Source organism: Massilia sp. CMS3.1, assembly GCF_051262535.1.
Taxonomy (GTDB): Bacteria; Pseudomonadota; Gammaproteobacteria; order Burkholderiales; family Burkholderiaceae_D; genus Telluria.
The window spans coordinates 93693-106780 of the sequence record NZ_JBIMES010000014.1 but is presented as its reverse complement, the minus strand read 5'-3'; the positions used below and the strand labels follow the sequence as shown (position 1 = coordinate 106780).

Below are 13088 nucleotides of genomic sequence, written 5' to 3'. Positions count from 1 at the left end.
GAGGCAAGCAAAAGGGCTGGAACCTTGACGGGTTCCAGCCCTTTTTATTGACCTTTCATGAATGACGATGAACATGCCCCGGACATGCATACCCGATTTTGCTTGAAATTTAATCAATAGCTGAGAGAATGGACGACAAACAAAACCAGGGGGTGTCCGGATGCGTACGAAAGCAACTGTTGCAATCGCCGTCGTCATGGCGCTGCTGCTGGGCTGGCAGCACTTGAACGGCGGCGTGCCGGCGCACCATGTGCTGGCCGATCCGGCGATGCCCCTGATCTCCAATTGGTGGGGCTTGCTGACGCTGCCCGTACTGGCTTGGTACCTGCTCGGGCGCATCGAGCGGCGCCGCAAGGCCGACCCGACTGGCGCACATGGGGATCTCGCCGCATTCGCAGGCGCGCTGGTGTTCGGCGCCCTGCTCTCGCTGCTGTTCACGGCGGGGCAAACTACCGGTACCGAAACCATGGTGCAGGCCCTCTTCGTCCTGGCGCTGTTCTATCCGATTCACCGCGCTGCCTGCGTGCTCGGCTTCGTGATCGGCATGACCTGGACCTTTGGCGCCGTGCTGCCCCTCATCGCGGCCTGCATCTTCGCCACGCTTGGCGCGGCGATCTACTACGGGGTGCGTTTCGTGTATTCACGGGCGCTCATGCTGCGCCGCTGAGAAAAGCGCGCACCTGCGCGATCAGCGCCGGGCATCACACCTCGGCCCACATCCTCAGCAGGTTGTGATAATGGCCCGTCAACCCGACCGTCGCCTCGGACTCCCCATGCGCCGCGCGCAGCTTCTGGATGTTGGTGTCCAATTCGAACAGCATGGCGCGTTGGCTGGCCTCGCGCACCATGCTCTGGGTCCACAGGAAGGAGGCGATGCGCTCGCCTGTCGATACCGGCAGCACCTGGTGCACGCTGCCTGACGAGTAGACGATGGCGTCGCCCGCCGGCAGTTTGACTTCATGCGTACCGTAGGCGTCGACCACGACCAGCTCGCCGCCTTCGTATTCATCAGGCTCGCTCAGGAACACCGTGGTCGAGACGTCGGCGCGAATCGCCGGCAAGCCGGGCCGCTGGGCGCGGATCGCACCATCCACATGCAGCCCGTAGTGCTCGCCGCCGCCATAGCTGTTGAAGTAGGGCGACAGGATGCGCAGCGGCAGCACACTCGAGAAGAACAGCGGGTGCGCCATCAAGGCCGCACTGACGATCTGGCCGAGCTCGATGGCGAGCGGCGAGCCTTCCGCCAGCTGGCGGTTGCGTTTTACTTGCGCGCCCTGGGGGCCGACGCTCGCGCGGCCGTCGATCCAGTCGGTATCGCGCAGGCGCGTGCGCATCTGCGCGACCTGTTCGCCGCTCAGTACACCCGGGATGTGGAGCATCATGGCGTGATTTCCTTTCCAAAAACAACACGACCCTCCACGCATGAAGCAAGGAGGGCCGGGTAAAACAGGATCATGGAACACCACCCGGCAAGAACCGGGCTGCGTTCGTTAAAACTTCAGGTTGGCAGTCAGGCTCGCCGAACGGCCCGGACCGACGCCCGCGTAGTGCGGCGACGAGACACGGTCGAAATACAGCTTGTCTCCCAGGTTCTGGATGTTCAGCTGGAACGACACGTTTTTATTCAGCGTGTAGCTGGCCATCGCATCGAACCGGGTGTAGCTCGGCGCGTACTTGTTGTTGTTGACGTTGGCGTAGACTTGGTCGACATAGTTCATGCCGAGGCCGGCGCTGAAGGCTTTGTTGAATGCGTACGAAGTCCAGAGCGAGGCGCTGTGCTTGGGCGTGGTCGGGAACACGTTGCCGTTGAACGGGGACGGCGTGTACCTTGGTGCGGTCGCCGTGCCGACGTTGAGGAAGCCATTGTCTTCCACGATCGCGTCCAGGAAGGTATAGCCGCCGAATACTTGCCATGCGTTGGTCAGCTTGCCCGAGAAGCCCAGTTCCAGGCCCTTGAGTTCCTTGCGGCCGACGTTCTGGGTGGTGCCGTCCGGCGCGGTGACGCGGGCATTCTTCATCTCGCTCTGGAACAGGGCCGCGTTCAGCGACAGGCGGCTGTTCAGCACTTCCCATTTGGTGCCGAGCTCGAAGTTCCTGCTTTCCTGCGGCTGCAGGTTTTGTACGGCGACCGTCAAGGCATCGAAGCCGTCGCCGCCGTCGTTGCCCGGCGGCGTGGCCGAGGTGGCGTAGGAGACGTAGATACTGCCGTTCGCGCTTGGTTTATACACCAACCCAGCCTGGTAGGTGCTGAAGCTGCTGTCCACCCGGGCGCGCGTCGCGGCCGTGGTGCTTGATGCCATCGTATCGAGCGCGGTCTTGAACTCATCCCAGCGAACGCCCAGGTTCAGCATCCATTGCGGATTGAATTCGATGGTGTCGAAGCCGTAGACGGCGCGGGTGTTGGTCTTGACGTTCGTCAGGGCCGGCGACACGCTGCGCGTATAGACCCAGGGATCGTAGGGGTTCGGGTTATTCAACGGTGCGCAGTTGTACAGCGTGGCCGCGCCCGACGTCGGGCAGGTGAAGCTGCCGGTCAGCGGGTTGTTGGTGCCCGGCGTGAACAGGTAAGCGCTGCGCTCGGTGGACTCGCGGCTGATTTCCACGCCGACGTTGTAGCTGTGCTTGATGGTGCCGGTGGTGAGCTTGCCGCTCAAGCTGGTGGCATTGGCCATCGTTTCCGTGTCGGTGACGCGGGTGTTGGCACGGCGCCAGACGGTGTCGTACAGGACCGCGTTGCCTTTCGAATCGTCGGGCTGGGTCCAGACGAAGTCGTTCTTCGACTTGCCGTAGCGGGTAACGTTGCGCAGCACCAGGTTGTTGCCGAATTCGTGGCGCAGGTCGATCGTGCCGATGTCGGTGTCGGTGTCGCGGAAGTCGCGGTTCACCAGGCCGTAGAAGGTCTCGCGGTCGACCTTGATCGGGGTGCCGTTGCCGTTGCGCGCAACGTTGGGGCCGGTCGTGAACGGGTTGTTGAAGGGGATGCCGGTGTCCGGGATCTCGCTCGACTCCATGTGGTAGTAGCTGAGGATGGCTTTGGTTGGACCGCTCATGCCGAAGGTGACGGTCGGCGCGATGCCCCAGCGGTCGCCGCCAACGATGTCGCGCCCTGCGGTGTTCGCTTCATGCGCCATCACGTTCAGGCGGAAGGCGGCGCTGTCGCCCAGCGTGCGGTTCAGGTCGCCGGTGACGCGGCGGTACTTGTCGGTGCCCAGACCAACGCTGGCGTTGCTGAAGTTCTCCAGCTGGGCCGATTTGCTGATCAGGTTGATGCCGCCGCCGGCCGACGAGCGCCCGCCGTAGGCCGAGTTCGGACCCTTCACCACTTCGATCTGCTCGAGGTTGAAGATTTCGCGCGACTGCGAGCCGGAATCGCGAATGCCGTCGACATAGGTGTCGGTCTGGGCGTTGTAGCCGCGAATAAACACGTTGTCCCCGACCGGATTACCACCCTCACCCGCACCGATGGTGATGCCCGGCACCGAACGCAGTGCGTCCGACAGCGACACGGCCGCCGTTTGCGACAGCACTTCCTGGGGGATGACGGTGACCGCCTTCGGCGTGTCCAGCAGCGGCGCGGTGAACTTGTCCGAGCTCGAAGCCACCGGCGCCTGGACGTCGCGGCGCGAAGTGCCCGTGACTTCGACTGTCGGAATGGTCGGGTCGATGTCCTTGTTGGCAGCGTCGGCATGGGCCATGGGCGAGACCAGCGTGGCCAGTACCGCGAACGCTGAACCGGTCAGGCAGGGCGCGGCGGCGCGCGCATGCTTGCGGCTGCGGATGAAGGAGGTGGCGCTCGGGACTGCTGGGCTTGCTGTCGTGGTCATGGTCGTCGCTAAAAGTGTTTGCCTGTCCGGCCGCCCGGTATAGGGCCTGGCTAAATCGGAGAAGTAATGAGAACGATTCGCATTATGATTTCTATTGAGGCGTTTGGCAAGTATTGATGGGATCAACTGACCTTGTCCTGCCGCGTGCCGCGTGCGCGTCCGCTTGGCACCACAGCGAACAGGGGCGTCCGCCCTGCCCTTGTATTCGTGGCGTGTGGCCGAATCAACTACAATACGGGGGATAAGGGTTTATCATGACCCCTCGGACTTTGATCCTCACCTATTTACAAGAGACTCTTCAGCGCTATGCGTCGTCCTTCCAAAGATTCATCCAATAAACTTTCCGCAGAAAGCCAGCGTCTCGCCAGCATTGCCCAAGCCATCGTGCAGTCTGCCAGTCGCGTCGAGGAACGCACCTGGGAGCGGCAACTGGATGCGCAGCTGCAGAAACTGCTCAAGACCAATCACCAGGAAAGCATCGACGCCGCGCTCAACGCCCTGTTCAAGGACGACCTGGCCGCCTACGATGTGCTGATGGATGGCGTCGAGGCCGTCAGCGAATCGTCGACGATGGTCGAGCAAGCCAACGACGGCGCCGAAGTCACCTGGCAAGCCTTGCTGGTTGCCGCGCCCATTCTGGGGTGGACGCGTTTTTCGATCGGCTCGGGCCCGATTCCCGCCGAATTGGTCACTACCCTGTCCGCGCATTTCTCCGCTCACTTGCTGGCCGAGGGCACGGAGATGGCCATGGCGCCGACCCTGTATGCGATCGACCAGTTGCCACGCACCCACGCCGAAACCTATGGGCTGACCCACAAGCTGGCGCAAGCCGCGCACAAGGGCACGAACGTCAAGCCGGCCGTGCGGGTTCAGGAAACGGCGCCCTTCCTGGCCGACACCCGTTATTTACTGGTCACCATCATCGCCCCGGTCGGCGCGCCCTTATTCCGCTGGCAGGAGCCCCAGCACCAGATCAATTTCGAAGCGGAGCGCAACCATGCCTTGGGCGCCTGGCGCGAGCAGGCCACCGCGAATATCGCGCGCCTGCTGCCGGGGTGCGGCGTTGAACTGCTGCTGCCGGAAGCGTATTACGTGGCCTGCCGCGAAGCCGACAAGGCGATCCGCCCGGTGTCGATCCGCGCCGCAGTGAACTACCTGACCAATACCCTGGATCTGGAAGCGTCCGACCTGCGCGCCGTGATCGCCGGCTTCGGCGAGGAAGCGGCCGATGGCCAGATCGACGAGTATCGCGTCGGCTTCACCCTGCGCCAGAGCGCCGAAATCGTGTACGGCATCGTCTGGCCGCTTTACGGCCAGGAAGACGAGGAAGGCACACCGATGGACGGCCCTGGCGCGGGCGGCCTGCTGCCTTTACCGCTGACGCCGATCAACGAGATCATCGCCCACCTGAACGAAGCAGGCGTCACCCACATCAAACGCATCAACGAGCTGTACGTCGCCGAGTATTGCGACGACTGCGGCGCCCCGCTGTTCGCCGATCCAACCGGCGAATTGGTGCATGCGGAAATGCCGGAAGACACGCCGGCGGGGTCCGAGCACTTCCACTGAGCGCTTACATCCGACGCATGAAAAAAACGGCGCTAATGAGCGCCGTTTTTCATGATGTTTGTTTCTGAATGATCGGTCAGCGAATCGCGCCGATCACGCGCTTGCCGAACTCGGCGACATTGCCGCCGTGCCAGCGCCAGACGATCACCAGGTCGTGGTCGGGCGACACCAGGATCGTATTGCTGCCCGCGCCGAGCGCGGCGAAGGCGTTCGCCGGCATGCCCGGCAGATTCTTGCCCTGGGTGTTGAGCCACCAGAGATAACCGTAGTCAGGACCGTGCGCGCTCGGCGTCAAGGCTTGTTTGACGAAGCCGCTTGGGACCACCTGGCGGCCGTTCCAGGCGCCGCCGCGCAGCCACAGGTAGCCGAAGCGTGCCATGTCCCAGGAATTGATCCACATGCCGCCGCCCCAGCGCGTCCCGCCGCTGACCGATGGCGCCTGCTTGCCGTTCAGCTCGACATAGCTGTTGTTGTAGGGGACCCATTTCCAAGTGTTCGAGGCGCCGATGACATCCATCACTTGCTCCTGGAATACTTCCGGCACCGGCTTCTCGAACACGCGCAGCAAGGAGAGCGCGAAGCGGTTGATGCGCACGTCGTTGTATTCGTAATGGCTGCCCGGCGCGCCGAGGCCGCGCGGCTTGCGTTCGCCGGCGCCGAATTGTTCCTTTCCGATGAAGTCGGCATTCTTGCCCCACAGGCTGCCTTCCCACTCGGTTTCCTGCTGCAGGTGCTGGCGCCAGGTAACGAGCGCGTTGCGCGACGACGCGTAACCGCCGTCGTTCACGCGCTTGCCGACCGGCTCGTCGAGCTTGCCGATGCGCCCGTCGCGCTGGGCCACGCCGGCCACTGTCGCCAACATGCTTTTCGCCACAGAATAGGTCGGATCGACAAAGGCCGTGTCGCCGAACTCGGCCACCACATAGCCCTTGTAGATGACCACGCCATTGGTCCGGGCGCGGCGTGTCGGCATCGAACCCAGGCGTGAACCGAAGGTGGCATCCTGATCGGAAAAATCGACGGCGCGATTGGTTTCTTGGCTCTGCGCATATTGAACGGCGGCAGCCAGCGCCGCCGCATCCATGCCCAGCTCGGCGGGCGCCTTGCGTGTCCACTCGCCGGCTCGCGGAAAATACGCAGCCGGTTGCGCGGCGCTGACGCCGGCACTCGCCAGCAGCGTGGTGAGGCTGAAAAAGAGCGCGCTGCGCCGGGCCATGCTGGTCATGCTGGATCCTTCCAGAAGGAATACGGGTGGCGAATCAGGTTCGAATTGAAATAGCGGGCGTCGTGCGTGACTTCCACGCCGATCCAGTCGGGCTTCTCGAAAGCTTCGTCTTCGCTGGCCAGTTCGATCTCGGCCACGACCAGGCCGGCATTCGCGCCCAGGAATTCGTCGACTTCCCAGACATGGGCGCCGATCCGGATGCATCGGCGATATTTCTCGATCAGGGGCGGCTGGCACAGCGTATCGAGCAGCTCGGCCGCCTCAGGCAAGGGAATCGGATACTCCCACTCGCCACGCTTTGCGCCCTGGCTCTTGCCTTTGATCGTGAGAAAAGCCGACTCGCCCTGGATGCGCACGCGCACCACGCGCGCCGGGTCTGCGCTGAGGTAGCCCTGGCGCAGCAGGCTTGGCGTACCCAGCCCACGCCAGGCGTCGCCACTTAGCAAGAATTTGCGTTCGATCTCGACACCCACCTCAGTTCCCCACCGTCAGTCCAGCGACTGCAAAATTGGCTGAAGGATCGCCGCGCCCAGGGCCGCGCTGCGCGCGCCGTTCCAGCCGGTATGGCTGTTGGGCAGGTCGGCGTTGTCCTTGAACGGCATTTCCAGTGTCAGCGACAGGCATTTGAAGGTGTGGCCGATGTACTTCGAGGCCAGCGTCAGCAATTCCTCGTTGTACTTGCTGGCGGCGTAACCGTAGACGTTCTGGAAGTCGGGGCTGGCCGCCATGTACTGGGCCACGAAGGCGTCCTGGCGTGCTTTGCGCTCGGGCGTGAAATCGGCCAGCATCTCGTTGCCCGCCACGAAGTTGTACGGCAATGCCTCATCGCCATGAATATCGAAGAACATGTCGACGCCGGTCTCGTGAATCTTGTTCTTCACGCACAGTACTTCGGGGCTGCGTTCCAGCGTCGGCGTCATCCATTCGCGGTTCAGGTTGGCGCCGGCCGCATTGGTGCGCAGGTTGCCACGCACAGAGCCGTCCGGGTTCATGTTCGGCACAATGTAGAACACGGCGCGCTGCAGGAGTTTGCGGGCGACCGGATTGGCGTCGTCGAGCAGCGCATCCATCATGCCTTCGACATACCATTCGGCCATCGTCTCGCCCGGGTGCTGGCGCGCGATGACCCAGATCTTTTTCTCGGCTGCCGGGTCGCCGATGACTACCAGGTTCATGTCGCGCCCGTCTATCGTGGTGCCGATGTCATGCACGCGCGCCATCGGATTCTCGGCCACTTCGCCCAGCAGGCGCAGGTGGCGCTCCCAGGTGTAGGGTTCGAAATAGGCGTAGTAGACGCTGTCGAGCTCGGGCGTGTGCGTGACCGTCATGATCTTGCCGTCGAAGCTGGTCGGCACGCGGAACCAGTTCTCGGTATCGTAGCTTGCCGCAACCTGGTAGCCCTCAAAGCCCTTCGGATACGTTGCCTGGCCGGCATTGCCGAAACGGATAGTGCAGGCCTGGCCGCGCGCGCCTTGCAGGCGGAAGTGGAACCATTGGTGAATGTCCGCGTTGCTGTCGCGGCGCAGGTTCAGGTCGATCTGTTTCGCGCTGTCCGCTTGCACCACTTCAATGGCGCCCGAATCGAAATGCTGGCTGATTTTGATAGGCATGGCTGATCCTTTGTTGGACTGTTCACGAAGTGAAGCATGATACCGGATTTGCCACGCTTGCTTCCTGCACGGGCAAGCGCGGCACCGGCAAAAAGAGACGCTTGTTATGCGTCCAGATCGATCAGCTCGCTGCTGTAGACGACCATGATCTGGCGCATCAGCTCGACGTTGCTGCGGTCGAGGAGCAACACCAGGTTCGGCGTCCGGTCGAGGTTGAACGCCATGCGCAGCTTGCCCGGCAGTTCGCGGCAGCTCAGCGTCAGCGCGCGCGGGTTCGCCGGATTCTCCCAGTCCTGCTGGGTAAGCTGCGGCGCCGGCGCCGCGGGTGGCTGCAGGTTCGGATCCTGGTTGACCGGCATATGCTTCAATAACCAGAACACGATGGTCGCCGGGATATGCAGGCAGACATCGCTTGCGCCCTCCGTGGAAAACTTGGCTAGCAGCGAATTGCCGACGCGATCGCACGACATGGACATGCACTTTACTTGACGAATGACCGCTTCTTTGACCACGATGTTCCTCAGGAATTGTTTAAAAAGGCGCAGCGATTCTACCGCATCCCATCGGCGTGTAGTGTAGGCATGGAAAGAAAACGGGGAGCAGCGCGCTCCCCGTACATGTTCGTCGTTACGGCCCGTGCCGCCTGCACGACGGCGGCCGGGCGCAGCGCCAGGTCTTACTCTTTCGAGCTGCGACCACCGCTCTTGGCGGACGTGCGCGAGGAGCTGCCCGAACCGGCGCTCGCCGATTGACGGTTGCCGTGGCTCATGCTGCCGGCGCGGCGCGCTTCCTCGGAGGTGAATTCGTGCGCGGTACCTTTCTGGTGAGCTGCCTTGCCACCCTGGCTGGCGATTTCTCGCTGACGCTGCGGATCCATCGATGCGAAACCGCGATTGCGGGTGCCGCCGGCGCTCTGGCTGTTGGACTGGTTACCGCCCTGTTTGTTACCCTGGTTACTCGAAGCCATGATCGTGTTCTCCCTGTTCACTGATAAAACCGCCGCGTCCTGCGGCAGGCTCGGCCCTCCCCCATCGGTGTAACGCCGATGAGCGAACGTCGAATTCATAGTAGGCATGCTAATTAGATGAGGGTATAGGACATTTTCAGATGACTTTGTAGGACTACAGGCGACAGAAAATGCACTTACGCAATAGGGTGCTTCTGATCACTATTCCCGTCAGTTGTTGTCCTACACACTACCGCTGCGTCTTCCTATACTGAATCTACGCGAGGACGCGCATGATGGCAAGATCAGGCGGCGTCGACAGGCAGATGTCGGTACAGTATCGCCAGCAAAAAAACGTTTTTGAAAGGAAATGATATGGACGCGAATCAACGCACTGAAATGAACAACCAGACGAATAACGGCGCCAACGAAAAGTGGAACGAGAATGCCAAGGGCAAGACCGCCCCGGACGCGCCGCTCGACCATACCTATCCGCAAGGCGCCTCGCAACAGCAGGGCCGCCAGGGCATCGACCAGATGGGCACCCAGCAAAGCGGCATGGGCCCAGGCCCATTTGCCGAAGACAGCAGCCGCTGGGATCTGCCGGGTGGTTCCATGCAAACCCAGCAGAGTGGCGGCAGCGGTCCGCAACAGGGCATCACCGACAGCCACCAGCGCCAGATGGAACAGCGCTCAAGCGCCTATGGCCAGCTCGAACAGCCAGTGGGCCATCGCGCGGCCGACAGCGGCACCGACCTGCTTCAACATGCCGGCAACACGCAGGCTGCCCAGCGCATGAATCCGCAGGATCCACGCCAGCCCGAGCTGCAGGGCGGCTCGCTCGGCCTTCATCACGGCGTGGGGCAATCGATGCAGTCGGGTCAGGGCGGGGAGTCCACAGGGCGTTCGCAGAGCAATCCGGCTGGTAGCGCAGCGGCCAGCACCGACCGCGCCGGCTCGCAAACCGGTGAAGGGGGCCTCGAAACGGGGACCGAAGGCGATGCCGGGCTGCACCAGTCGAACGACACCACCGGCGGCCTGCCGCGCAGCCCGGGCAACTCGGGTCCGACGAGCGACAATCCGGGCTGGAAACCAGGCGGCAGCATGCAGCAGGACCCGGACCGGGTGCACGAATCGAACGATGCCGCAGGCGGCTATCCGAAGAGCCCGGCCGGCGCCAACAAACTGGCGGGCGACCGCAAGATGGACGATGACACCGGATTTTCGCGCGGATGATCGGATGTATCTGCGTTAGCTGAGCCGGCCTCGGTAGCGTGTGAACGCTGCCGCGGTGAATCCATGCCCGCCTTGCGCGGGCTTTTTTTCGTCCATGCATTACGCAGCGTACTTCCGCCGCCCGCGTCCGCTGTAGGACCAATCCTTCGCATGCTGGGCAATATTTATGCACGGTGCGTGCCTGATTGTGGACCAGACGACGTCGCCACTTGATCCAGATTCAGCACACCCAATCGGGCAGGAACTCAGCCGTTCGTCGCGCACTCGAACCACTCTCATCAAGGAAACGCCCGTTAACCCACCGGAGAGCAGCATGCCAGGTATGACGCCAGGGACAGCCAGCGGCGCGATCGGGATATCGGTCATATTGCCAACGGGCGGCCGGATGGACCTGCTCGACCGTTGCCTTGACACGCTTACCCGCCAGACCCTGCCCGGCACATCCTACGAAATCATCGTCGTGGACGATGAACCGAACCACAACACGCTGCACCTGGTGGCCGGCTGGCGCACGCGCACGCTCGATCGCGGCCCGCGCCTGGTGTATCTCGCGAACGCCAACCGGCACGGCCCGGCTGCCGCGCGTAATCTCGGCTGGCGCAGCGCCCAGGGGGCTATCCTCGCCTTTACGGACGAGGACGCGGTGCCCGCATCTTCCTGGCTGGCGCAGGGCCTGGCTGCCTTTGGCGACGACGTCGACGTGCTGTGCGGGCGGCTCGACCTGCGCCTGCCGGCGCGGCTTACCGAAGCCGGGCACGCGGTGGGCGAAGCGCAGGACGCGGCATTTTGCACCACCAACTGCTTTTGCCGCAAAAGCCTGCTCGAGCGGCTCGAAGGATTCGACGAACGCTTCGAACAGGCAGCCCATTGCGATGCCGACCTCCACTTCCGCCTGCTGGCGCTCGGCGCGCACATCGCGCGCGCACCCGATGCGCTGGTGGTGCTGCCGATGCAGCCGGCGCCCTGGGGCGCGAGCCTGGTCCGCACGCATGCGGCCGTGTTCGACGCCCTGCTCTATAAAAAACATCCGCGGCTGTACCGCGAGCACATCGCCGCCGCGCCTCCCTGGGATTACTACCTCGCCGTCGGGGCGCTGCTGGCCGCGCTGGGCTTGCTCGCCGCCGGCAGCGGCCCCGGCACCCTGCTTGCCGGCCTGGGCTGGCTGGCGCTCACGGCGCGGCTGTGCAGGCAACGCCTGCGCGGCACGGTGCGCAGCGTGTCCTACATCCTCGATGTCGTCGTCACCTCGGTCCTGATCCCGCCGCTGGCGGTGTTCTGGCGCCTGGCCGGGGCCATCCGCTACCGCGTCCGTTTTAGCTGAGGCTGCCATGCGTCGACTCAAGATCCTGACCTGGCACACCCGCAGGAGCAGCGCATGCGACTGAACGAACCGCTGCTGAGCGCGCAGCCCGGCAACCAGACCTGGCACCTTGCCCTCATCAGCGAGCACGCATCCCCGCTCGCGGCGCCAGGCAGCATCGAGGGCGGCCAGGACGTGTATGTCGCCAACCTGGCACGCGAACTGGCGCTGGCCGGCGCCCGCGTCGACATTTTTACGCGGCGCGACGCGCCCGCACAAGCGCAGGTCGTGCAGCTGGACGACAAGGTGCGCCTCATCCACGTACCGGCCGGTCCCGCGCACCATCTGCCGAAGGAGCAATTGCTCCCCTGGATGGACGCCTTCGCTCGCTTCGTGATCCGCTTTGCGCGCCGCCTGGCCGGCCCCTACGACATCGTTCACGCGAATTGCTTCATGTCCGGCATGGTCGCCCAGCAGCTCAAGCTTGCGCTCGGCATTCCCTATGTGATCACGTTTCACGCGCTCGGCGACGCGCGCCGCCTGGGCCAGCGCACGGCCGACGCGTTTGCGCCCGAGCGCACCCGCATCGAGGCGGCCCTGATGCGCCAGGCCGACCGCATCATGGCCGGATGCGCGCAAGACCGGCTCGACATGGAACAGCTGTACGGCGCGGCGTCAAGCCGCATCACGATCGCGCCGCGCGGCTTCGCCCCGGATGAATTCTGGCCAGTGCCGCGTACTGCGGCGCGCGCGCAGCTCGGCCTGGACCCGCGACGTTTCACGGTGCTTCAGCTGGGGCGCCTGATGCCGCGCAAAGGCGTCGACACGGTGATCCAGGGTCTGGCGACGCTGCGCGAACGGCACGGAGTCGATGCCGATTTGCTCGTCGTCGGCGGCGCGGATGGGAGCGAGGACCTTGAGCTTGCCCGCTTGAAGGCACTTGCATGCCAGCTCGGCATTGACGGCCACGTGCGCTTCGTCGGCCAGCAGCCGCGCGCCGCCCTGCGCTTGTGGTACGGCGCCGCCGACGTGCTCGTCGCCACACCCTGGTTCGAGCCCTTCGGCATCACCCCGGTCGAAGCAATGGCCTGCGCGCGCCCGGTCATCGGCTCGGAGGTGGGCGGCATCAAAAGCACGGTCGTCGATGGCCTCACAGGTTTCCTGATCCCCTCGCGCGACCCGCGTGCCCTGGCCGAGCGCCTGGCCCTGCTCCAAGCCGATCCCGCGCTCGGCATGCGCATGGGCGTGGAAGGCCTGGTCCGGGCCTGGCGCCACTACACCTGGCGTGCCTTGGCGCAGCAGGCTTGCGCCGTGTATGCGGACGTACTCGACGAGACCCGGGCCGGGACGGCGTCCGGCATCACACCTTTCTAGGAGC

General features: G+C 63.9%; 12 protein-coding genes. 5 read left to right on the top strand and 7 right to left on the bottom strand.

Annotation, left to right across the window (positions count from 1 at the left end; genetic code table 11):
• The first annotated feature begins 160 nt into the window (after positions 1 to 160).
• Positions 161 to 667, top strand: coding sequence for a hypothetical protein (locus ACHAC9_RS20075; RefSeq protein ID WP_435762651.1), 507 nt, complete (start codon positions 161 to 163; stop codon positions 665 to 667).
• A gap of 34 nt (positions 668 to 701) precedes the next feature.
• On the opposite strand, the gene ACHAC9_RS20070 is transcribed toward ACHAC9_RS20075, so the two are convergent.
• Both ACHAC9_RS20070 and ACHAC9_RS20065 read right to left on the bottom strand, forming a co-directional pair.
• A complete protein-coding gene (locus ACHAC9_RS20070) occupies positions 702 to 1382 on the bottom strand; it encodes a Fe2+-dependent dioxygenase (RefSeq protein WP_435762650.1) in 681 nt (226 codons plus the stop codon).
• Between the two features lie 108 nt (positions 1383 to 1490).
• Positions 1491 to 3824, bottom strand: coding sequence for a TonB-dependent receptor (locus tag ACHAC9_RS20065; protein ID WP_435762648.1), 2334 nt, complete (start codon positions 3822 to 3824; stop codon positions 1491 to 1493).
• Positions 3825 to 4130: 306 nt separating this feature from the next.
• Between ACHAC9_RS20065 and ACHAC9_RS20060 the strand changes: the two genes are divergently transcribed.
• Positions 4131 to 5393, top strand: a complete 1263-nt coding sequence (locus tag ACHAC9_RS20060) for a DUF2863 family protein (RefSeq protein WP_435762646.1) — start codon at positions 4131 to 4133, stop codon at positions 5391 to 5393.
• Between the two features lie 76 nt (positions 5394 to 5469).
• Here ACHAC9_RS20060 and ACHAC9_RS20055 read toward each other — a convergent pair whose 3' ends face one another.
• The 5 genes from ACHAC9_RS20055 to ACHAC9_RS20035 form a co-directional block, all read right to left on the bottom strand.
• Positions 5470 to 6618 carry a serine hydrolase domain-containing protein gene (locus tag ACHAC9_RS20055; RefSeq protein WP_435762643.1) on the bottom strand — a complete coding sequence of 383 codons (1149 nt, stop codon included), beginning with the start codon at positions 6616 to 6618 and terminating at the stop codon, positions 5470 to 5472.
• On the bottom strand, positions 6615 to 7091 hold the full coding sequence (locus tag ACHAC9_RS20050) for a CYTH domain-containing protein (protein WP_435762641.1): 477 nt from the start codon (positions 7089 to 7091) through the stop codon (positions 6615 to 6617). The genes ACHAC9_RS20055 and ACHAC9_RS20050 overlap by 4 nt, the downstream gene beginning before the upstream one ends.
• Before the next feature lie 15 nt (positions 7092 to 7106).
• Positions 7107 to 8228: a M14 family metallopeptidase gene (locus ACHAC9_RS20045; protein WP_435762639.1), complete on the bottom strand. Its 1122-nt coding sequence runs from the start codon at positions 8226 to 8228 to the stop codon at positions 7107 to 7109.
• Positions 8229 to 8332: 104 nt separating this feature from the next.
• Positions 8333 to 8704, bottom strand: coding sequence for a hypothetical protein (locus tag ACHAC9_RS20040; RefSeq protein WP_435762637.1), 372 nt, complete (start codon positions 8702 to 8704; stop codon positions 8333 to 8335).
• A gap of 200 nt (positions 8705 to 8904) precedes the next feature.
• Positions 8905 to 9195, bottom strand: coding sequence for a KGG domain-containing protein (locus ACHAC9_RS20035; RefSeq protein WP_435762635.1), 291 nt, complete (start codon positions 9193 to 9195; stop codon positions 8905 to 8907).
• 354 nt (positions 9196 to 9549) lie between these two features.
• On the opposite strand from ACHAC9_RS20035, the gene ACHAC9_RS20030 reads away from it, so the two are divergent.
• The 3 genes from ACHAC9_RS20030 to ACHAC9_RS20020 all read left to right on the top strand — a co-directional run bounded on the left by ACHAC9_RS20030 (position 9550) and on the right by ACHAC9_RS20020 (position 13084).
• Positions 9550 to 10410, top strand: a complete 861-nt coding sequence (locus ACHAC9_RS20030; RefSeq protein WP_435762633.1) for a hypothetical protein — start codon at positions 9550 to 9552, stop codon at positions 10408 to 10410.
• Positions 10411 to 10723: 313 nt separating this feature from the next.
• On the top strand, positions 10724 to 11731 hold the full coding sequence (locus tag ACHAC9_RS20025; protein WP_435762631.1) for a glycosyltransferase family 2 protein: 1008 nt from the start codon (positions 10724 to 10726) through the stop codon (positions 11729 to 11731).
• Between the two features lie 54 nt (positions 11732 to 11785).
• Positions 11786 to 13084, top strand: a complete 1299-nt coding sequence (locus tag ACHAC9_RS20020) for a glycosyltransferase (protein WP_435762629.1) — start codon at positions 11786 to 11788, stop codon at positions 13082 to 13084.
• Positions 13085 to 13088: the final 4 nt, after the last annotated feature.

Bases quoted from the DNA above. Each gene is read 5' to 3' on its own strand.
- ACHAC9_RS20075 (WP_435762651.1), top strand. From the start codon at position 161: ATGCGTACGAAAGCAACTGTTGCAATCGCCGTCGTCATGGCGCTGCTG.
- ACHAC9_RS20070 (WP_435762650.1), bottom strand. From the start codon at position 1,382: ATGATGCTCCACATCCCGGGTGTACTGAGCGGCGAACAGGTCGCGCAG.
- ACHAC9_RS20065 (WP_435762648.1), bottom strand. From the start codon at position 3,824: ATGACCACGACAGCAAGCCCAGCAGTCCCGAGCGCCACCTCCTTCATC.
- ACHAC9_RS20060 (WP_435762646.1), top strand. From the start codon at position 4,131: ATGCGTCGTCCTTCCAAAGATTCATCCAATAAACTTTCCGCAGAAAGC.
- ACHAC9_RS20055 (WP_435762643.1), bottom strand. From the start codon at position 6,618: ATGACCAGCATGGCCCGGCGCAGCGCGCTCTTTTTCAGCCTCACCACG.
- ACHAC9_RS20045 (WP_435762639.1), bottom strand. From the start codon at position 8,228: ATGCCTATCAAAATCAGCCAGCATTTCGATTCGGGCGCCATTGAAGTG.
- ACHAC9_RS20040 (WP_435762637.1), bottom strand. From the start codon at position 8,704: ATGTCCATGTCGTGCGATCGCGTCGGCAATTCGCTGCTAGCCAAGTTT.
- ACHAC9_RS20035 (WP_435762635.1), bottom strand. From the start codon at position 9,195: ATGGCTTCGAGTAACCAGGGTAACAAACAGGGCGGTAACCAGTCCAAC.
- ACHAC9_RS20030 (WP_435762633.1), top strand. From the start codon at position 9,550: ATGGACGCGAATCAACGCACTGAAATGAACAACCAGACGAATAACGGC.
- ACHAC9_RS20025 (WP_435762631.1), top strand. From the start codon at position 10,724: ATGCCAGGTATGACGCCAGGGACAGCCAGCGGCGCGATCGGGATATCG.
- ACHAC9_RS20020 (WP_435762629.1), top strand. From the start codon at position 11,786: ATGCGACTGAACGAACCGCTGCTGAGCGCGCAGCCCGGCAACCAGACC.